Here is a 19,752-nt window from a genome sequence, read left to right on the forward strand (position 1 = left end):
TGTTCGTGCTTCGGGTGTCAGTGATGCGTCTTGGCGAATAGTTCAGTCAGGTGGTCCTGGTATGCCGCCACGTGTGTCTCGATGTCCGGCGCCTTGATCACGTCGTTGGCCAGGAAGGTCGGCAGGGCGCTCATGCCGAGGAATTCCAGGGCCTTGTGCAGGGGGAAGTAGACGGCATCGACGCCTCGCCCCTCGAAGAAGTTGCCTTCTTCATCGAAGGCCTCCTGCGGCGCGTTCCAGGTCAGCGATAGCAGGTAGCGCTTGCCGTGCAGCAGGCCGCCGCTACCGTACTGTCGAGAGGGATCCTGGCGTGAACGGCCGTCGCTGGCTAAGAGACGGCCGTGGCCCTCGGTCAGCACTTCATCGAGATAACGCTTGACGGTCCAGGGCGGTCCCATCCACCAGCCGGGCATCTGCAGGATGATGACGTCGGCCGCGAGCCACTTCTCGATCTCGGTTTCCAGGTCATAGCCGTCATCGATGCGGGTTTCCTTGAGGGTATGCCCCTGTTCGGCGAGCAGGCCTCGTGCCGTCTCGTGCAGGGTGTCGTTGTAGCGCCCCCCGGAGTGCGCGAAGGCCTTGGCACCGTTAAGCATCAGAATGTTCAAGGGATCTCCTTTTGATCGCTAATGATCGGCAGCATACCTTGGCGCCAGTGGGCGATATGGACAACGCGGCAGGGCGCAAAACACTTTCTCGTTTCGCGCAAAGATTGAGATCAGTGTGGGGTCAGCAGGCGGATGTCCCGATCGACTACCCAGTCTGCGGTCTGCTCACCGAAACGCGTCATGTGGGGGGTGGCCAGGTGGTCATCCAGCGCCTGCCGGGAGTCCCAGGCCTCGATGACGGTGACGGTGTCGCGCCTTGGTGGGGCGTCGGCCGTCAGTCCCTCGGGATGATCCTGGCTAGGCTGGTACAGCTGACAACCCGCTTCCTGGCGCACGGTCGGCGCGACGTCCCGCAAGGCGTTCAGCACGTCCTTGTCGTGTCCCGGGGCGGTGGTGATCGTGGCGATGACCCACAGCATGGCGGTCTCCTTTCTCGAAGGTTGGGGGATTACAGGGTGATGACGGTCTTGAGCGGGCGCACCCTGGCGTGCTTGAGCTCGCTGAGGCGCTGCGGGAGGTGCGCGAAGTCATCGATCTCGGGCGTCGGCAGGGTCAACTCGCCGTCGGCCACGCGCTCGAGCAGGGTGTGTCCCGCCTGGCGCAGCTCGGCCCAGTCCGCGTCGCTGCCGGCCTGATGCAGGGCGCCGAGGGCGACCTCGTGTTGGGACAGGGCGCGGTCGAACGCCGGTGCCGCGGCCGCCTCGAGGCGATCCTGGACGCAGACGATATGGCCGTTGGCGCCCAGGTGATCGGTCATCCGGCGCGCGTGCTCGCCATTGACGGTATCGATGACGGCAAAGACCGGCGCCGACAGGGCCTCTGGCGTCTCGAGCACCTCCTGCGCGCCCAGGGCCCTGAGCGCCTCATGCCGCTTGGTTGATGCGATGGCGATGACCTGGAAACCGCGCTCTGCGGCCAGCTGTACCAGCCAGCGCCCGACGCTGCCGGATGCGCCGGTGATCATCAGCCGCTTGCCGGGCTTGACCGGCAGCTTCTCGATGGCCTGCCAGGCGGTCAGGGCCGGGCAGGGAAAGGCCGCCGCGGTCGCCCAGTCGATCGTTTCCGGCAGCGGGATGACGGCGCGGGCAGGCAGGCGCAGGTGGGTGGCGAAGCTGCCCGGGCCGGCCAGGGTGGTATGCACCGCGATGCGATCGCCGGGGGCGACGTGAGTGACGCCCGCCCCGCAGGCCAGTACCTCGCCTGCGGCATCGACCCCGGGAATCTGGCCCGGTTGCCACAGGGCACTGTCCATGGCGATGAACTTCCAGTCCACCGGGTTGAGCCCGATGGCGCGGGTGGCGACGATCACTTCCTGATCGCCGGGCGCCTCCAGTGAGCGCCGCTCCCGCGTCAGCGCCTTCGGCTCACCCGGACCGGTCCAGGTCCAGGCCTCGAAGGTCTCGGGGAGGGTCGTGTGGTCAGTCGACATGGGCGGTCTCCTTGGCATGGGGGTCGATGATAGGCGTGTGGTCCTGGAAGCGCGGCAGCACCTCTCGGCCGATCTCGTCGAGGGTCTCCTCCAGGGGCCGCTGGTTGCGGCGGAAGTGCAGGCCGATATGGTTGACCCCGGCCGCCTGCATCGCCTCGAGCTCGCGGATCAGCCCCTCGCGGCCGGCGCTGATGCCGAAGCGGTGCCGGGTCGTGTGGGCGTCGGGTTGTTCGAGCAGGTCCAGGTGGATGAAGCTGACATAGGGCTTGTCACCGGCCACCTGGCGCCACAGGCCGACGCGCTGGATGTGGTCCTGTGGCGTGCCGGGATAGGCCAGCCAGCCGTCCATCTGCTCGCCCACCCAGGACGGTGTCTGCTGGGCCAGGCCGGCCACCAGCAGCGGTGGTTGAGAGGCATGGGGCAACACGGCCTGCCCCGATGACAGCCGGGTATCCGCCTGCCCCTTGAGAATCTCGACCGCATCGCGGAACCGGGCGCCGCGCTCGGTAAAGTCTACCCCGAACAGCGGGTACTCGGCAGGGCGGTCGCCGCTGGCGACCCCCAGCAGCAGGCGGTTGTCGCTCAGCGCCTGCACGGTGGCGGCCGCCTTGCGCACCAGCCAGGGCTGGCGCAGGGGAAGCACGGCGGCAGCGGTGCCCAGCAGCAGGTGGTCGGTGTGTCGGGCCAGGTAGCCGAGATAGGTGAACAGCTCGAAGACCTGGCCGGCATCGCCGAAGCTGGGGTCGTAGAGCGGCACATCGCGCAGCCAGGCGGCGCGAAAGCCGAGGCGGTCGACCTGGGCGATGCGCTCGGCATGGGCTTCCATGTCGGGAACGCCGAAGGGGCGGGCCTCGTCGCGACGGGCGCGTTCGCCGCTCGGGCTCCAGTCGTTATCGAGTGGCAGCTCGACCCCGAGGGTCAGCGGGCCTTGGGTCAGGCGGGTCAATGACATGTCGATCTCCTGTCGGCAAGCAGCTGCCCGGCGCATAGGCCGGGCAGAGGAAGGGACATCAGGCCGCGACGGTCTCGGCCTGGCCACGACGGTCGAGGCTGCCGGAGAGCCGGGTCAGGACCAGGGCCAGCACCACGATGCCGGCGCCGATCCAGGCGGTATCGGTCAGGGCCATGCCGTCGACTATGTAGCCGCCGACCACCGAGCCCAGGGCGATGCCGATATTGAAGGCGGCGATGTTGAGGCCGGAGGCCACGTCGACGGCCTCGGGGACGAAGCGCTCGGCCTGCTGCACCACGTAGACCTGCAGGCCCGGCACGTTACCGAAGGCGAAGGCGCCCCAGATCAACACGGTCAGCACCGCGGCTACCGGATGGGTGGCCGAGATCGTCAGCACCAGCAGGATGGCGATCAGGCCCGTGAAGATCAGGGTCAGGGCACGGATGGGTCCCATGCGGTCGGCCATCTTGCCGCCGTAGATGTTGCCGAAGGCCACCGAGACGCCATAGACCAGCAGGATCAGGCTGACGGCGTTATCGCCGAAGCCGCTGACCTCCTGAAGAATGGGCGCCAGGTAGGTGAAGGCGGTGAAGGTGCCGCCGTAGCCCAGGATGGTGATCAGGTAGACGAGCAGCAGGCGCGGATGGGTCAGGACCTTGAGCTGCTGGCCGATCGAGGCCGGCGCGGCCTTCTTCAGGTTGCTGGGCACCAGCAGGGCGCTGCCGATCAGGGCCAGGGCGCCGAGCGCCGAGACCACCAGGAAGGTGGCGCGCCAGCCGAAGTTCTGGCCGATCCAGGTGCCCAGGGGCACGCCGGTGACCAGGGCCACGGTCAGGCCGGTGAACATGATGGCGATGGCGCTGGCTTCCTTGTCCTTGCTGACCAGGCTGGTGGCGATGGTCGAGCCGATGGAGAAGAAGACACCGTGGGCCAGGCCGGTCAGGATGCGCGCCGTGATCAACGAGCCGTAGCCCGGCGCCTGCCAGGCCAGCAGGTTGCCGATGATGAACAGGGCCATCAGCCCCAGCAGCACCAGCTTGCGGTTCAGGCGCCCGGTCAGGGCGGTCAGTACGGGCGCACCGACGGCGACGCCGGCGGCATAGAGGCTGACCAGCAGGCCGGCCGAGGGTAATGACACGCCCAGGTCCTGGGCGATGGTGGGCACCAAGCCGACAATCACGAATTCGGTGGTGCCGATGGCAAAGGCACTGAGCGTCAGTGCAAACAATGCAATGGGCATGGCAGATCTCCTTGGGAAGCGAGGGAAGGTTTCACGCTGCGGAGTCTGCGCCGGCTGTCTTATGCGATAAACCGGGGTAAAATCAAAACACCTTTACGTTTTTGATAACAGTGCCGCGGCCAGGGGGAGTATGCAGAGTCGGACCGAGGATCTTCAGCTCTTGGTAGCCGTGGTCGACAGCGGCGGCTTCAGCGCGGCGGCGAGGCTGATGGAGGTGCCGGTGGCACGGGTGTCGCGTGCCGTGCAGCGCCTGGAACAGCAGCTCGATACCCCCCTGCTCAACCGCACCACGCGCAGCGTGACCCTGACCAGCGAGGGGCGCCTCTTCATCGACCGGGTCAGGGAGGGGCTCAACACCCTGGAAGAGGCCGAGGAGGCGATGCGGCTGAGTCGCGAGCGCCCCGGGGGGCGTCTTCGAGTGGATGCCGCCACGCCCTTCGTGCTGCATCAGCTGGTGCCCCTGATCGGGCCATTCCGCGAACACTACCCCGGGATCGAGCTCGAGCTTTCCGCCTCGGATGACATCATCAACCTGCTCGAGCAGCGAACGGACGTCGCGATTCGCATCGGTGGCCTCGCGGATTCCACCCTGCATGCCCGCCCGCTGGGGCGCTCGCCGCTGCAGCTGGTCGCCAGCCCGCAGTACCTGGAGCGCCATGGCGTGCCGGTCAGCCCCGCGGCGTTGCGTGATCACCAGTTGCTGGGATTCCTGAATGCCGACAATCTCAATCGCTGGCCCGTCGAGGGGCTGACGCAAGAGGGCCCCAACATCCGCTCGCAGCTGAGCACCACCAGCGGGGAGGTCATGCGCCAGCTGTGCCTGGCCGGCGAGGGGATCGCCTGCCTGTCGCGCTTCATGATTCAGGAGGATCTCGTCCAGGGGCGGCTGGTGACCCTGCTGGCGGATCGTATGATCAGCCCCAATCCGAGGGAATCGGTCCAGGCCGTCTACTACCGCAACACGGCCCTGTCGGGGCGCATCGGCGCCTTCCTCGATTTTATGGCGCCGCGCCTGAGGCTGTGATGGCATCGGCCGTGATGGGCCAGGGGAGGCGAGGATTAGCGCATTTCGCGGCCGGCTTGACCTAACAAGGTGTAGCCGATGGAATTGTTCGTCCCGCCGTCACCCGCCAGGAGGCACTGCCATGAGCGCGACCCCGGACCGCGCGACCGTCACCGAGTCCTTCTCCACGTCGGTGATGGCGTCCGCCCCCCTGTTCGTTGGCCTGGCCCTGCTGATGCTGGGCAATGGGCTGCAGGGCAGCCTGCTGGGGGTGCGGGCCTCCCAGGAAGCGTTCGGCAGCGGCGTGATCGGCCTGATCATGGCGGCCTTCTTCGCGGGCTTTCTGCTCGGCTCGGTATGGTCCGCCCGTGCCCTGCGACGGGTGGGCTATATTCGCGTGTTTGCTGCCCTGGCGGCCATGGCATCGGTGGCCATTCTCGTGCAGGAGCTGTTCGTTATGCCCGTGGCCTGGGGGCTGATGCGTTTCCTCACCGGCCTGTGCTTCGCCGGCATCTATGTCGTCTCGGAGAGCTGGCTGAATAATCGGGCGACCAACCTCACGCGCGGGCGCCTGCTGGCGGTCTACATGGTCGTCATGTACCTGGGGCAGGGTGGTGGGCAGCTGCTGCTGAACGTGGCCGATCCCTCGAAGGCCGATCTCTTCATCCTGTCGTCGATCTTGATTTCCGTCGCGGTGGTACCGCTGTTGCTCAGCGCCACGCCGGCCCCGGACGTCACCCTCGCGTCGCGCATGTCCGTGAGCCGGCTGTGTCGTATCTCGCCGTTCGGTGCCGGAGGCGTCTTCGTGGCGGGACTGATCAACGGCACGATCATGGGGATGGGCGCGGTCTATGCCCACGATGCCGGCCTGTCCGTCGCCCGCATCGCCCTGTTCATGGGGGCCGTGATCTGCGGCGGCGCCCTGCTGCAGTGGCCCCTGGGGCGTCTCTCCGACCGCATGGATCGACGCTGGGTCATTCTCGGAGTGACCTTTGCGGCCGCCGGCGCCTCGATGCTGGCGTACCGGGCCACCGGCTGGGCAACGCCGGGGATGCTGGCGAGTGTGGGACTCTTCGGTGGTCTCTCCTTTGCGCTGCACTCCTTGAACCTGGCGCATACCAACGACTGCCTGGAGCCCTCGGAGATGCTCGGCGCCAGCAGCTCCCTGGTGCTGTTGCTCGGCGTGGGCTCGGTGATCGGCCCGCTGGCCGTGGGGGCCGTGATGAGCCAGGTCGGCGCCGCGGGCTTCTTCTGGTGGCTGGCGGCCGTGCAGCTGATCTTTGGTCTCTTCGGCCTGGGCTGCGTGCGGTATTTTGCCAAGCGTGGCTCGGTCGCGCCTTCCCACTATGTCGTGGTTCCGTCCCAGACCTCCTCGGTGGGGGTAGCGGCCATCGAGGACGTTTACGCCACCCAGGACGAGGAGCCCGACGACGAGCCGGCTCACGAGCGCCCTGGGGAGGCACCGGACCAGCGTGGGGAGGGCGCAGAGAGGGAAGAACCGCGGCCGGCCCGGTCCTCCGAGATGTCCTGATCGCTCCTCTCGGAGAGGGCGGCTGCTCGTACCGTCGAGGGGAGCGACACGAAGGCCAGGTTCAGGCCATGGGGCCCACCGGCAGACCTTGTACCAGGGCCTTTTCATAAGCACCGGCAAAGTGCGTCTTGAGCCAGTCCATCAGCCCCCGGACACGCTGCAGCTGGAAGCGGTGAGGGGGGCAAACCATCGACAAGGGCGTGGGTTCGGCCCAGTCCGGAAGCACCTCGACGAGCGTCCCGCGGGCAATGTCTGCCTGGACATAGGCGTCGACCAATCGAGTGACCCCCAGGCCGGATAGCGCCGCCTGGCGCATGGCCCTTCCGCTGATGATCCTGTAGCCGCGACTGGCCTGGATGAGCCGCTGCTCGCTGCCTCGCGCCAAGAGCCAGTGATCCACGCTGCCGTAGATCAGTGGCAGGGCGCGCAGGTCGTCGGGGACCTGGATGGGGGCGTGCCGGGCCAGGAACGCGGGGCTTGCGACATAGCGGGTCGTGACGCGATGCAGCCGGCGGGCCACGAGGCTGGAGTCGGCCAGCTCTCCCATCCTCACCACCAGGTCGTAGGGGCTGTCCATGAGATCCTCACGCAGGCTGGAGAAGTCCAGCTCGATCTCCACCCCCGGGTGGCGCTGCTGGAAGCGGAACACCAGTGGGGCCACCAGCTCTTCACCGATGAGTCCTCCGACGGAGTTCATGCGAATCCGTCCGCTCAGCTCACGGGTCGATTGCATGGCCCACTCGCTCGCCGATTCCAGTTGGCGAAACGCCAGCTGACACCGCTCGGCATATCCCTCGCCGATGCGCGTAAGGCGAAGGCTTCGGGTGGTGCGGTGCAGCAGCTGTACGGCCAGCGCCTGCTCAAGTGCCGTGACCTGCTGGCTCAGGTTGGCCTTGGAGTGGCCGGAGGCCTGCGCCGCCGCGGTGAAGCTGCCGTGCTCCGCGACCAGCAGGAAGGCACGTACCCAGCGAAGCGATATGTCGTTCATAAAAAGTGAACAGTCTTTTCAGAATGGGGGTGTTTTTCATCATAACGGCATTGCTCATCATGCGCCCCTGTTGATGATTCACGCCTGCCATCGCGGCAGGCCAGCTTCATGGGAGACGTATCATGACCAAACCGCTCGTCGTGGTGACAGGTGCCTCATCGGGCATTGGCGCCGCCATCGCCCAACAGCTTTCAGCGCTTGGCCATCCACTGCTGCTGCTGGCTCGCCGCCTCGAGCGGATCGAAGCCCTGGCGTTGCCCAACGCGCTGTGCCGCCAGGTCGACGTCACCGATGCGGAAGCGTTTCGGGGTGCCATCCGGGAAGCCGAGGCGCTCTATGGTCCGGTGGATATGCTGGTGAACAACGCGGGTGTCATGTTGCTCGGTCAGTTGGACACGCAGGACCCCGCCGAGTGGCAGCGCATGTTCGATGTCAATGTGATGGGGCTGTTGAACGGCATTCACGCGGTTCTGGCCGATATGACATCCCGCGGCCAGGGCACGATTCTGAACATCAGCTCCATTGCAGGAAAGAAGAGCTTCCCGAATCACGCTGCCTACGTGGGCAGCAAGTTTGCGGTCAGCTCCATTACCGAGAACCTGCGGGAGGAAGTGGCCGACAGCAGCGTACGCGTGATGGCCATTCATCCCGGTGCGGTGGACACCGAGCTGGTGAGCCACACCACCAGCGAAGAGATCAAGGCCGGCTACGAAGCGTGGAAACACGCCATGGGAGGCGTGCTGGCCGCCGAGGATGTCGCCGCAGCGGCCGTCTACATGTATCAGCAGCCACAGCACGTCAATATCCGCGATATCACCATTGCGGCCACGCGCCAGCCGGCGTGAGCCGGTCGCCTCGTGCGTGAGGCTCGACCTGCTTCCCTCCAGGCAGGGCAGGTGAGGGGGCATCGGCGTCGGCTCCATCGGGAGTCGGCGCCGATTTCCTTAACAGGGGGCTTTATATTATAAATCAATTATTTAGATAATTCCGTGTCGCTGCCGGTGCCCCAACAAGGCGTCGAGGAAATGTCCCCTATTTGTCGAACAAATATATTGTTTTGTTAGACAAATGGTTAATGGTGTCTGCTATTTGGCTCGATAGACTGACGCGATGTTTATCGAGACCACGCCCGCGTCCACTGACAAGGACACCCCATGAATGCGCTGACACTGATCTCCTTCGTCTTCTTCACCGGGCTGGTGGCCTTCATCACCTGGCGAATGACTCGCCACGACGACCACCAGCACTCCGCCGGCTTCTTCCTGGCGGGGCGCAGCCTGACCTTTCCGGTCATCGCCGGCTCGCTGCTGATGACCAACCTCTCCACCGAGCAGATGGTGGGGCTCAACGGCGCCGCCTTCACCGACGGGCTCTCGGTGATGGCCTGGGAGGTCATCGCCGTGGTGGCGCTGGTCGCGGCGGCGCTGTTCTTCCTGCCACGCTTCCTGAAGAGCGGCATCACCACCATCCCGGAGCTGCTGGCGCTGCGCTTCGATCGCACCACCCAGCTGATCGCCAACATCATCTTCATGCTGGCCTATGCGGTGATCCTGCTGCCGAGCATCCTCTACTCCGGCGGCCTGGGCCTGATGGGCCTGCTGGATCTCAAGACCCTCACCGGCATCGAGTCCACCCAGGTGCTGCTGGTCGGTACCGTCGTCGCGGTGGGGCTGGGGGGCTCCATCTATGCGCTGTTCGGCGGCCTGCGCTCGATCGCGATTTCCGACACCCTGAACGGCGTCGGACTGCTGGTCGGCGGGCTGCTGATCGTCTACTTCGGCCTGGATGCGGTAAGCGGTGGCCAGGGGGTGCTGGCCGGCTGGCAGGAACTGCAGGCGGCGCATCCGGAGAAGCTGCGCTCGCTGGGTGACGAGGACCAGTCGGTGCCCTTCTCGACCCTGTTCACCGGGGTGCTGGTGCTCAACATGTTCTACTGGTGCACCAACCAGCAGATCATCCAGCGCACCTTCGCCGCCAAGACCCTGGCCGAGGGCCAGAAGGGCGTGATGCTGACCGGCTTCTTGAAGCTGCTCGGCCCCCTGTACCTGGTGGTCCCCGGCATCATCGCCTTCTACCTGTATGCCGACGAGGGCATCAAGGCCGATGCCGCCTACGGTCGCCTGGTGTTCGACGTGCTGCCGGCACCGCTGACCGGCTTCTTCGCCGCGGCCATGGTCGGGGCCATCCTGTCGTCCTTCAACTCGGCGCTGAATTCCACCACCACCCTGTTCAGCCTCGATATCTACAAGGCGCGCCTCAACCCCGATGCCAGCGACGAGCAGGTGGTCCGGGTCTCCAAGTGGGCCGGCTGGATCATGGCCGCCGCCGCCATGATCATCGCCCCGCTGCTCAGCGGCCAGGAGAGCCTGTTCGTCTACCTGCAGAAGGTCAGCTCGATCTACTACATCCCGCTGTTCGCGGTGGTGCTGGTCGGCCTGCTGAGCCGCCACGTGCCCGCCAAGGCGGCCAGCCTGGCGCTGGTGCTCGGCTGCGCGGTGATCGGCGTGTTCTCCTTCGTGCCGTTCTTCAACGGCCTGCTGAATGGCCTGCACGAGTTCCACTTCATCACCATCGTGCTGGTGGCACTGATCGCGATGATGCTGGCCTTCGGCAAGTATGCCCCGCGCAGCGAGCCCTGGGTGCAGGAAGACGTCAAGGCCATCGACATGACCCCCTGGGCAGGCGCCAGGTACGCCGGCGCGTTCCTGATCGTGCTGGTGCTGACGATCTACATCGCCTTCATCTGAGGCGCGGCGGGGAGACCCGGTCACGACAAACGCCCGAGCCCTTGGCTCGGGCGTTTTTTCTGTGGGGCGCTATGCCCTGTCTCATCCGACGATGTCTGGGGCGATCAAGATGCAAAGCTCAGCGCCTGATCACAGAAGGCCTTGGCCGAGGCCTCAAGGGGGCGATGCTGTGCCCAGGCGAGGCCGACGTCCATGGTGGGGATGGGGTCAGCAAGATCGATATGCTCGATGCGCCGGCCCTCCAGCGACCAGGGGCGATAGACCATGTCCGAGAGAATGCTGATGCCGGTGCCGTTGGCCACCAGGCTGCGCACCGCCTCCACCGACGAGGTCTGAAAGAGGGTGTTAGGCTCGAGCCCGGCCTGCTGCCAGTAGCCGATGGCGGTCTGATCGGCCTCGTCTACCGTCAGCATGATGTAGGGATGGTGGGCCAGATCGCGCAGGCTGACGGTGTCCCGTGACAGCAGCGGGTGGTGGCTACAGACCCACAGCCGGCGCGGCGAATGCGTCAGCGACTGGCGCTCGATCGGGGCGGCCCCGTCAAGGTTCGAGATCAGCGCGATGGCCAGGTCGAAGCGGCCAGAGAGCAGTCCCTGCTCGATCTCGGGGCGAGATGCCTCGAACAGGCGCAGCTGCACCCAGGGATAGCGGCGCTGGAATCTGGCCACCAGCGAGGGCAGGAAATAGCCGGCCACGGTATAGCTGACCGCCAGATTCAGGTCGCCCTCCAGTTGGGGCTGATGATCCTGCAGGTTGTCGAAGGCCTCGTCGACCGCCTGAAAGATGTGGATCACCTGCTGCTGGAAGCGAACGCCCTCCTGCGTCAGCCGCATGCCCTGTGCCGTGCGCTGAAACAGCGACACCCCCAGCTGTTCCTCCAGCTCCCTGACCCCGGTGGTGATCGAGGACTGGGAGACGTTCAGGTCCACTGCGGCCTGGGTGACCCGGCCGCTGTCGGCCACGGCGAGGAAGTAGCGCAGCTTGCGCAGGGAAGGATCTCGGGACATGAGTGACGCGTCTTGTGTTCGGATTTTTTGAAACTGTAGAGCAAAAATTAATATTTCCAAAAGCGCTCCGTGGCGACCAATACTGGGCGGCACGAATTGCCTGGAGCGTGATGATGACCTCAACGATCGATCTCAATGCGGACATGGGCGAAGGCGTGGGCGCCTGGACCATCGGGGACGGGGTCGATGCCTCGCTGCTCCCGCTGATCAGTACCGCCAACATCGCCGCCGGCTTTCATGCCGGCGATCCCACCACCATGGTGACCACCCTGCGGGACGCGGCCCGTCATGGCATCGCGGTGGGCGTGCACCCTGGCTTCAACGATCTCATTGGCTTCGGACGTCGCCATATCGATGCCTCGCCGGACGAGCTCGTCAACGACGTGCTGTATCAACTGGGTGCCCTGCGCGAGCTGGCGACCCGCGAAGGCCTCGCCCTGCACCACCTCAAGCTGCATGGGGCGCTGTTCATGCATGGCGCGCGCGACGAGGCTTTTGCTCAGGCGCTCTGTGCCGCCCTTGCGCGCGTCGCGCCGGGCCTGCCGATCTACTGCCTGGCCGGCACGGCCCTGGATCGGGCCGCCGCCGAGCGGGGCCTGACTCGAGTGCACGAGTTCTATGCCGACCGGGAGTATGACGACCAGGGGGGCATCGTCTTCGTGCGCCGGGTGGCTCGGCTCGACCCGGCACAGGTGGCACGCAAGGTCCTGCGTGCCTGCCGGGAGGGGGTGGTGGACACCACCACCGGCCGGCAAGTGAACGTCAGCTTCCAGTCGGTCTGCATTCACAGCGATACGCCGGGCGCGCTGGACCTGGCGAAGGCCGTGCGCGCTGCCCTGGATGAGGCCGGCATCGACGTGAAGGCCTATGAGGCCTGAGCGTGGTGCTCGCTTCTCGTTAGAAAGAACTCACCAACAATCACCAACAAGACGATGTCACCAACAAGACGGAGCAAATCCATGATCCCTCAGGACTTCGCCATCGAGGAATTGACGATCGACGACATGCAGGCGCTGTTGCGGTCGGGAAAGCTGAGCGTACGCGGTCTCACCGAGGCCTACCTGGCGCGGGTCGAGGCCATCGACAAGGCGGGCCCCGGCCTCAACGCGATCATCACCGTCAACCCGCGTGCGCTGGAGGAGGCCGATCGGCTGGATGCGGAATTCGCCGCCAGCGGCGCGCTGAGCGGTCCGCTGCACGGTGTACCGGTGGTGGTCAAGGATCAGGCGGAAACCAAGGACATGATGACGACCTTCGGCTCGATCGCCCAGGACGGCTACCAGCCCCGGGACGATGCCACCGTCATCAAGAAGCTCAAGGCCGCCGGCGCCATCATCCTGGCCAAGACGGCGCTGCCGGATTTTGCCACCTCCTGGTTCGGCTTCTGCTCCAGGCTCGGGGAAACCAGGAATCCCTATGTGCTGGCCCATGATCCCGGCGGCTCGAGCAGCGGCACCGCCGCCGCGGTGGCCGCAAATCTGGCACTGGTCGGCGTGGGCGAGGATACCGGCGGCTCCATCCGCCTGCCGGCCAGCTTCTGCAACCTGGTGGGGGTGCGGGTCACCCCGGGCCTGATCAGCCGTGACGGCATGTCGCCGCTGGTGGTGTTCCAGGACACGGCCGGACCGATGGCGCGCACGGTGACGGATGCCGCGCTGCTGCTGGACGCCATGGTGGGGTATGACCCCAAGGACGAATACACCACGGCCGCCCTTATTGCCGGACACAAGGGCAGCTACGTCGAGGCCACCGAGGGTGCCACCCTTCGGGGAACCCGTCTGGGCGTCGTCCGTAACGCCTTTGGCGCCGATGACGACCCCGCCGCGGCCCCGGTCAATCGGGTCATGACAGAGGCCCTGAACGCCGCCCGGGAGGCCGGCGCCGAGCTCGTCGATGTCGAGATCCCCGACCTGATGGAGCACATCCTCGAGACCTCCCTGTACCTGTCGCACTCCCGGTACGATATCAACCGCTTCCTGGCCTCGCGGGACAACATGCCGATCAAGAGCCTGGAAGAGATCAGGGAGAAGAAGCTCTACGATCCCTGCCTCGACCTCCTGGAGGCGATCTTCGAGGGCCCCGAACATCCCGAGGACGACCCGGAGTACTTCAAGAAGCTGGCCGCCCGGGACGCGTTCCAGCGACTGGTCGTCGGCCTTGTCGCCCAGCATCGGCTCGATGGACTGGTATTCCCCTGTACCCAGGTCCTTCCCCCGAGCAAGCAGGCGATCCGGGAAGGCCAGCATGAGGTGCTCAGTTTCCCGACCAACACGCTTATCGCCTCGCAGACCTGGATGCCGTCGATCTGCCTACCGGCGGGCTTCAGCGAGGAAGGGCTGCCGGTCGGCATGGAGCTGGTGGTGCTGCCCTACCATGAACCGGAGCTGTTCCGGCTGGGATATGCCTTCGAGCAGGCCACGCACTACCGCAGGGTACCGAGCTACAAGGAGGCCTGAGCGGGCGCGTCTGAAACTTGGCCGCCTGACATGATGGCGCCCCGGCCCTCGGGCCGGGGCGCCATCGCGTTTTCAGTCGCAGGCGCGCAGGTGCAGCAGCAGGGCCTGGTCGGGGTCGAGCACCGGCAGTGCCAGGCCCAGCGTCATCAGCTGCTCTCCACTGGCTTCCAGCACTTCACCCCGGTCGAACTGGGCCTCGACCCACGCCGGCAGCGCCTTCATGCGCCGCTCCGGGTGCTCGGGCAGCTCGAGCAGCTCGACCCGGTAGCGCCGAACGGGGTCGAGGCCTGCCAGCGGCTGCGGCGCCGGCAGGGCGTGGCGCGGCATGGAAAGCTGGCTGACGTTGAAGAGCGCCTCGCCGCCGTCGGGGGCGACCACGCCATGGGCGTGCTGGTGTGGGTCGAGGCAATCCAGCCGCCAGCCGATGCCGCCGTGCAGGAGGCCGCGCAGCGCCTTGTAGCGCTCGATCCAGCCCCGGAGCTCGGCGCGCTCGGTGGCGTCGAGCCGGCTGACGTCCAGCTCCAGGCCCAGGTGGCCGAACAGGGCGGTGCTGGCGCGGAAGGCCAGGCTGGTGCGCCGCGAGGTCGTATGGGCGTGTTCGGGGCCGATGTGGGCGCCGAGCAGCTCCGGCGGCAGGAAGCGCCCGGCGCCGCGCTGGATATGCACGCGCTCATGGGGGTCGTTGCAGTCCGAGGTCCAGACCCGGTGGGTATGGCGCAGGATGCCGTGGTCGGTGCGGGCCCCGCCCGAGGCGCAGCTCTCGATCTCCACCGCCGGGTGGGCGGCGCGCAGCCGTGCCAGCAGGGCATAGAGCGCCTCGACCTGGGCGTGGGGCGCCGGGCGACCGGCGTGCTCGCCGGCCAGGCTGGCGGCATGGGTCAGGTCGCGGTTCATGTCCCACTTGAGGTAGCGGATCGGGTACTCGGTGAGCAGCGCATCGAGGCGCTCGAACAGGTAGTCGCCGACCTCGGGGCGGGTCAGGTCCAGCACGCACTGGTAGCGCCCCAGCGGCTGCTCGCGCTCGGGCAGGCCGAGGATCCACTCCGGATGGCGGCGATAGAGCTCGCTGTCGGGGTTGACCATCTCGGGTTCGACCCACAGGCCGAACTCCATGCCCCGGGCGTGCACCGACTCGATCAGCGGGCCGAGCCCCTGGGGGTACTTGCCCGGATCGAGGTACCAGTCGCCGAGGGCGGCGCGCTCGCCGTCGCGGCCGACGAACCAGCCGTCATCCAACACGAAGCGTTCGGCGCCGACCTCGCCGGCGGCCTGTACCAGCTCCTCGAGCCGGGCGGCGTCGTGGTCGAAGTAGAGCGCCTCCCAGGTGTTGACGTGCACCGGGCGCGGCTTGTCGGCCTGGGGCCAGTCGAGGCGGGCGCGCAGGGCGGCATGCTGGCGCTGGCTGGCGCCGTTGAGGCCGCTGTCGGACCAGGCCAGCACCACCTCGGGCGTGGTGATCGACTCGCCCGCGGCCAGGGTGCGCTCGCCGGGCAGCAGCAGGGCCCCCAACTGCAGCTGAGTGCTGCCGTCGAACTGGCGCTCGACCAGCACCCGATGGTTGCCGCTCCAGGCCAGGTGCGCGCTGATCACCTCGCCGCGCTGCTCGCTGAAGCCGGGCGTGCCGACGACGATGGACGGCACGCGCTGGTGCGAGCCGCGACCGCGGCGGTTCTCCAGGGCCAGGGTGCCCTCGCCGATCACGTGGCGGGCCTCGGTGAATTCCTGCACCCAGCGCCCACCGAAGGTCAGGCACTCCTCGAAGCGCACCGGCAGCGGCAGGCAGGCGGCGGCCAGCCAGTCGAGCCGGTAGGGTGTCTTCGCCGGGTTGTGGAGGGTGGTCTGCAGGCGCAGCACGCCCTCGGCGCCGAGCTCCACCGAGAGGTCGACCGCCAGCTGGCTCGGCGCGTCTCGCAGGGTCAGCCGGGCATGGGCGCCGCCGTCGTCCTCGTGGCAGGCGACATCGACGACGCGCAGGTCGGTGAGCCAGTCCTGGCCGTCGCGGTCGCCGCTGAGGGCCGGCTGGCCCGGGAAGCCGCGCCCGGCATCGTTGAACAGGGTGTTGGGCGCCAGCCGGTCGAGGCTCGCCTGGGGGGTGGCGCCAGCGCCGAGGCGACGCTGGGTGGCGGGATCCACCGCCAGCGGGCGGCCGAGGTGCGCCAGGCGCGGCAGGCCCTGGTCGAGGTCCAGCTGCAGCTGGAGGCCGGCGGCGGTCAGGGTCAGCCAGCGTTCATCCGGCAGGTATTGGCTGTGCGGGGCTTGGGGCGAAGCGGTGCGAGTCATGCGGTGGTCTCTGTCGGACAAGGGAGCACGGTCGTGCCGGGGTCAGGCAAGGCGCAGCGCGGGTTCCCCGGCGCCGCGGCCACCGGGCAAGACCTCGGCAAGCTCGAGGGCGAACAGGGCGCCGTCGTGGGACTTCGGGTCGGCCATGCCCTCCCGGGCGGTGGTGATGTAGAGGGTCGTGAGGTCGGGGCCGCCGAAGACCGGGCAGGAGGGCTGGCGCGCGGCCAGCGCCACATGGGCGATCTCGCGCCCGTCCGGGGCGAGCCTGGCCACCCGGCCGGCGCCCCACAGGGCGATCCACATGCAGCCCTCGGCATCCATCACGGCGCCGTCTGGTCCGCCGCCGGACTGGCGCAGGTCGGCCCAGGGCTCGGGCTCGTTGAACGCGCCATCTTCGCCGCGCGCGGGGAAGCCCTGGTCGTCCAGCGCCCAGCGCATCACCCGGCCGGTGGCGGTGTCGCTGAAGTAGGCGTATCGACCGTCCGGCGAGAAGCACAGCGCATTGGGGATGGTGACTCCCCGGCGCAGGCAGGTGAGCTCGCCGCGATGGAGGCGATAGAGGCTGCCGGCGCCGGCCTCGGCCCGACGGCCCATGCTGGAGAGCCACAGGCTGCCGTGGGTATCGACCCGGGCGTCGTTGCTGCGGGTGACGGGGTTGTCGGCCTCGAAGGGCAGGAAGGCGCGGTGCTCGCCGCTCTGCGGGTCGAGGCGCGACAGCTGGCCCTCGGCGACCAGCAGGTAGTCGCCGTCCGTGGTCACGGCCGCGTAGGAGGTGCGCCGGCCGAGCGGCATGCCCCGGTGGTGGCCGCCATCGGGGGCGGCGCGGTGCAGCTCGCCGGCCAGGATGTCGAGCCAGCGCAGTTCGCCGCGTTCGGCGTCCCAGCCCGGTCCCTCTCCCAGCTCACAGCGGGTGGGGACTCGCACCTCGGCCTGGCCGAGGCAGGGGGAGGGCGCTTGAGAGACCTCGCTCATCGGATGCTCCTTGTTCGTGACGCTCATGTTCGAGCCCCGAGCGGGCCCTTCAATCCGCGGCCTGCCAGGCGGCGACCAGGGCCCGAGCCCGCTCGCCGACCTCGGCGGCACTCAGCCCCGGGGTGTAGAGGGCGGTGCCGAGCCCCGCCCCATGCACGCCGGCGCCTCGCCACTCGGCGAAGTTGTCGACGCCGATGCCGCCGACGGCATAGAGCTCGGTGCCCCGGGGCAGCACGGCCATCATCGCCTTCATGTTGGCGATGCCGACCTGGGAGGCCGGGAACAGCTTGAGGCCGGAGGCGCCGGCCTCGAGCGCCGCGAAGGCCTCGGTGGGCGTGACGATCGCCGGCATCGAGATCATGTCCAGGCGACGGGTCTCGCGGATGACGGCCGCGTTGGTGTTGGGGGAGACGATCAGGCGGCCGCCTGCGGCATGCACGTCGCGCACCTGCTCGGGCGTCAGCACGGTGCCGGCCCCGACCAGGATCCGGTCGCCGTGGTGCTCGGCGCAGTGCCGTGCCAGCGCCGCGATGCTCGCCAGCGGGTCCGGCGAATTGAGGGGCACCTCGATGCGGGTGATGCCGGCGGCGATGATCTCCTCGGCGATGGCCAGGATCTCGGCGGGCGTGACGCCGCGCAGGATGGCAACCAGGGGCAGACTCATGATGGCTCCTTGCAGGTTCGGGGGCGGCCGCCACCTGACGGCGGCCGCGTCTCAGGGGGTGGGGGAGGGCGAGCGGGAGGCGTGATGGATGCGCCCCAGCCCGGCCAGGATCATGTCCGCATTGGCCTGCGTGCCGACCGCGAAGCCGAGATGCTCGAGGGCGAGGCGATAGCGTTGGCACAGCGCCTCGGCGCCGATCAGCACCACCCGGCCGCCGGCAGGCAGCCGCGAGGTGGCGCCGGCAAGCTCCAGGCCGAGCACCAGGCCCGATAGCCGCGCGCCGAGCACGGCGCCGCGCGCCTCGCCCGCGGGCAGCGAGGCATCCAGCAGGTCGCGGGCGCGGATGCCGAACAGCTCGGCGCTCAGCCGCGCGGGGGCGGCCACGGCGGTGTCGATGCCCGCGAGGAAGGCCGCCTGTTGGGCCTCATCGGCCAGGTCTTCGGCAGACTCGGCGGCGGCAAGCGAGTGGCGCAGCACCGAGTCCTGGCGCAGCAGCTTGTAGAGCTCGCCGCTCATGTAGGTGCCGAAGTCGAGCAGGCGGCCCGCCTCGAGGCGCGCCCACTTGGCGTGGGTGCCGGGCAGGCAGACGGCGCCCTCGAAGCCCGGCTGCCGGGCCAACAGGCCGGCCAGCTGCGTCTCCTCGCCGCGCATCACGTCGAAGCCGGCCGTCGCCGAGCCGCTGCCCGGACGCTGGCAGAGCCCCGGCAGGATCTGCACGTCGAGGCGCGCATCGCGGGTGGGCACCGGCGTCAGGCGGGTGGCGAGGCGCGACAGTACCTCGCTAGGCGGCGTCTCCAGCGGCAGGTAGGCGGCCTCCACCCAGCCCTGGCGGGCGCCGGCCATGCCGCAGATCAGCACCTCGGTGGCCGGTTCGGCCGCCGGCAGCCAGTCGCCGATCGCCTCGAGCAGGGCGCCCTCGAACGCGTCCGGGGTCAGATCCAGCATGCCGCGAGCGCTGTTGGCCTCGCCGATCACGCGGTCAGCGCCGTCGAGCGCCCAGGCGCGCAGGTTGCTGGAGCCCCAGTCCACCGCGATCCAGGCGGGGCGGGAGGCGACGGAGCTCCCCATCAGACCCGGCCTCCATCGACCACCATCGGCTGGCCAGTCATCATCCGCGAGGCGGTGGAGGCCAGGAACAGGCAGGGATTGATCATGTCCTCGGCCGGGATCGCCTCCTTGAGGCACTGCTGGTCGAGGCACTCCTTGAGGTCTCGGTCGTTGACCCACAGCTCGCGCTGGCGCTCGGTCATCACCCAGCCCGGAATCAGGCAGTTGACGCGGATGGCGTCCGGTCCCAGCTCGCGGGCCAGCGCCTTGGTCAGGCCCATGATGCCGGCCTTGGCGGTGACATACGTCGGGTAGCCGTCGAGGCCGAGCAGGTAGCTGTTGGAGGAGAGGTTGATGATGGCGCCTCCGCCGAGGCGGCGCATGTCGGCGGCCACCGCCTGGGCGGTGAAGAACTGCGGGCGCAGGTTGGTGGCGATCGACTCGTCCCACTGCTCCACCGTCCACTCCTCGAGCGTGTGGCGGGTGTCGCGGGCGGCGTTGTTGACCAGCACGCCGATCGGGCCGTGGGCCTCGCGAGCCTGGGCGATGGCGGCCTGAAGGGCCGGCACGTCCTGAATATCGCAGGGGATGAACAGCGGACGGTTGGCGTACTTCGCCTCCATCGCGTCGCAGAAGGTGGTGGCGTCGGACAGGCCGACGAAGGCCACCCTGGCGCCCTGGGCCAGGAAGCCCTCGGTCAGGGCGGCGCCGATGCCGGAGCCGCCGCCGGTGATGAAGACGCTGGCGCCGTCGAGGTCCGGGTAGCGGAAGTCGGCGAAGGCTGGCGTGACGGAAGAAGGGCTGGGAGCGGACATGGTGACTCCAACG

General features: G+C 68.0%; 18 protein-coding genes. 6 read left to right on the forward strand and 12 right to left on the reverse strand.

Annotated features, from left to right (window positions below; translation table 11 throughout):
* Window positions 1-17: 17 nt before the first annotated feature.
* From FIU83_RS05545 to FIU83_RS05565, 5 genes are all read right to left on the reverse strand, one after another.
* Window positions 18-608 carry an NAD(P)H-dependent oxidoreductase gene (locus tag FIU83_RS05545; protein WP_152483128.1) on the reverse strand — a complete coding sequence of 197 codons (591 nt, stop codon included), beginning with the start codon at window positions 606-608 and terminating at the stop codon, window positions 18-20.
* A 110-nt stretch (window positions 609-718) separates the two neighbouring features.
* Entirely contained in the window at window positions 719-1,027 is a 309-nt protein-coding gene (locus FIU83_RS05550; protein WP_152483129.1) for a putative quinol monooxygenase, read from the reverse strand.
* A gap of 29 nt (window positions 1,028-1,056) precedes the next feature.
* A complete protein-coding gene (locus FIU83_RS05555) occupies window positions 1,057-2,037 on the reverse strand; it encodes an alcohol dehydrogenase catalytic domain-containing protein (protein ID WP_152483130.1) in 981 nt (326 codons plus the stop codon).
* Window positions 2,027-2,989, reverse strand: coding sequence for a TIGR03571 family LLM class oxidoreductase (locus FIU83_RS05560; protein ID WP_152483131.1), 963 nt, complete (start codon window positions 2,987-2,989; stop codon window positions 2,027-2,029). The genes FIU83_RS05555 and FIU83_RS05560 overlap by 11 nt, the downstream gene beginning before the upstream one ends.
* Before the next feature lie 58 nt (window positions 2,990-3,047).
* Complete coding sequence (locus FIU83_RS05565; protein WP_152483132.1) at window positions 3,048-4,229, reverse strand: MFS transporter; 1,182 nt, start codon at window positions 4,227-4,229, stop codon at window positions 3,048-3,050.
* 130 nt (window positions 4,230-4,359) lie between these two features.
* On the opposite strand from FIU83_RS05565, the gene FIU83_RS05570 reads away from it, so the two are divergent.
* Both FIU83_RS05570 and FIU83_RS05575 read left to right on the forward strand, forming a co-directional pair.
* Complete coding sequence (locus FIU83_RS05570; protein WP_152483133.1) at window positions 4,360-5,253, forward strand: LysR family transcriptional regulator; 894 nt, start codon at window positions 4,360-4,362, stop codon at window positions 5,251-5,253.
* A gap of 121 nt (window positions 5,254-5,374) precedes the next feature.
* Window positions 5,375-6,763, forward strand: a complete 1,389-nt coding sequence (locus FIU83_RS05575) for an MFS transporter (RefSeq protein ID WP_152483134.1) — start codon at window positions 5,375-5,377, stop codon at window positions 6,761-6,763.
* 61 nt (window positions 6,764-6,824) lie between these two features.
* On the opposite strand, the gene FIU83_RS05580 is transcribed toward FIU83_RS05575, so the two are convergent.
* Entirely contained in the window at window positions 6,825-7,751 is a 927-nt protein-coding gene (locus FIU83_RS05580; RefSeq protein ID WP_152483135.1) for a LysR family transcriptional regulator, read from the reverse strand.
* Between the two features lie 122 nt (window positions 7,752-7,873).
* On the opposite strand from FIU83_RS05580, the gene FIU83_RS05585 reads away from it, so the two are divergent.
* Together FIU83_RS05585 and FIU83_RS05590 are read left to right on the forward strand one after the other, a co-directional pair.
* A complete protein-coding gene (locus FIU83_RS05585) occupies window positions 7,874-8,596 on the forward strand; it encodes an SDR family oxidoreductase (protein WP_152483136.1) in 723 nt (240 codons plus the stop codon).
* 309 nt (window positions 8,597-8,905) lie between these two features.
* Complete coding sequence (locus tag FIU83_RS05590; RefSeq protein ID WP_152483137.1) at window positions 8,906-10,498, forward strand: solute:sodium symporter family transporter; 1,593 nt, start codon at window positions 8,906-8,908, stop codon at window positions 10,496-10,498.
* A 104-nt stretch (window positions 10,499-10,602) separates the two neighbouring features.
* Here the strand turns inward: FIU83_RS05590 and FIU83_RS05595 are convergent, their stop codons facing one another.
* Entirely contained in the window at window positions 10,603-11,505 is a 903-nt protein-coding gene (locus tag FIU83_RS05595) for a LysR family transcriptional regulator (RefSeq protein WP_152483138.1), read from the reverse strand.
* Between the two features lie 113 nt (window positions 11,506-11,618).
* On the opposite strand from FIU83_RS05595, the gene FIU83_RS05600 reads away from it, so the two are divergent.
* Window positions 11,619-12,383 carry a 5-oxoprolinase subunit PxpA gene (locus FIU83_RS05600; RefSeq protein WP_152485260.1) on the forward strand — a complete coding sequence of 255 codons (765 nt, stop codon included), beginning with the start codon at window positions 11,619-11,621 and terminating at the stop codon, window positions 12,381-12,383.
* An 81-nt stretch (window positions 12,384-12,464) separates the two neighbouring features.
* Window positions 12,465-13,961 carry an amidase gene (locus FIU83_RS05605; RefSeq protein WP_172976032.1) on the forward strand — a complete coding sequence of 499 codons (1,497 nt, stop codon included), beginning with the start codon at window positions 12,465-12,467 and terminating at the stop codon, window positions 13,959-13,961.
* A gap of 72 nt (window positions 13,962-14,033) precedes the next feature.
* Here FIU83_RS05605 and FIU83_RS05610 read toward each other — a convergent pair whose 3' ends face one another.
* Genes FIU83_RS05610 through FIU83_RS05630 form a run of 5 tightly spaced genes read right to left on the reverse strand, consistent with a single transcriptional unit; the run spans window position 14,034 to window position 19,739 of the window.
* Window positions 14,034-16,241 carry an alpha-galactosidase gene (locus FIU83_RS05610; protein ID WP_152483139.1) on the reverse strand — a complete coding sequence of 736 codons (2,208 nt, stop codon included), beginning with the start codon at window positions 16,239-16,241 and terminating at the stop codon, window positions 14,034-14,036.
* Between the two features lie 42 nt (window positions 16,242-16,283).
* A complete protein-coding gene (locus tag FIU83_RS05615) occupies window positions 16,284-17,213 on the reverse strand; it encodes an SMP-30/gluconolactonase/LRE family protein (protein WP_152483140.1) in 930 nt (309 codons plus the stop codon).
* A gap of 49 nt (window positions 17,214-17,262) precedes the next feature.
* Entirely contained in the window at window positions 17,263-17,877 is a 615-nt protein-coding gene (locus tag FIU83_RS05620; RefSeq protein ID WP_152483141.1) for a 2-dehydro-3-deoxy-6-phosphogalactonate aldolase, read from the reverse strand.
* 51 nt (window positions 17,878-17,928) lie between these two features.
* Window positions 17,929-18,945, reverse strand: a complete 1,017-nt coding sequence (locus FIU83_RS05625) for a 2-dehydro-3-deoxygalactonokinase (protein WP_152483142.1) — start codon at window positions 18,943-18,945, stop codon at window positions 17,929-17,931.
* Window positions 18,945-19,739, reverse strand: a complete 795-nt coding sequence (locus tag FIU83_RS05630) for an SDR family NAD(P)-dependent oxidoreductase (RefSeq protein ID WP_152483143.1) — start codon at window positions 19,737-19,739, stop codon at window positions 18,945-18,947. The genes FIU83_RS05625 and FIU83_RS05630 overlap by 1 nt, the downstream gene beginning before the upstream one ends.
* Window positions 19,740-19,752: the final 13 nt, after the last annotated feature.

The sequence above is a fragment of the Halomonas sp. THAF5a genome (genome assembly GCF_009363755.1).
In the GTDB taxonomy this organism is placed as follows: Bacteria; Pseudomonadota; Gammaproteobacteria; order Pseudomonadales; family Halomonadaceae; genus Halomonas.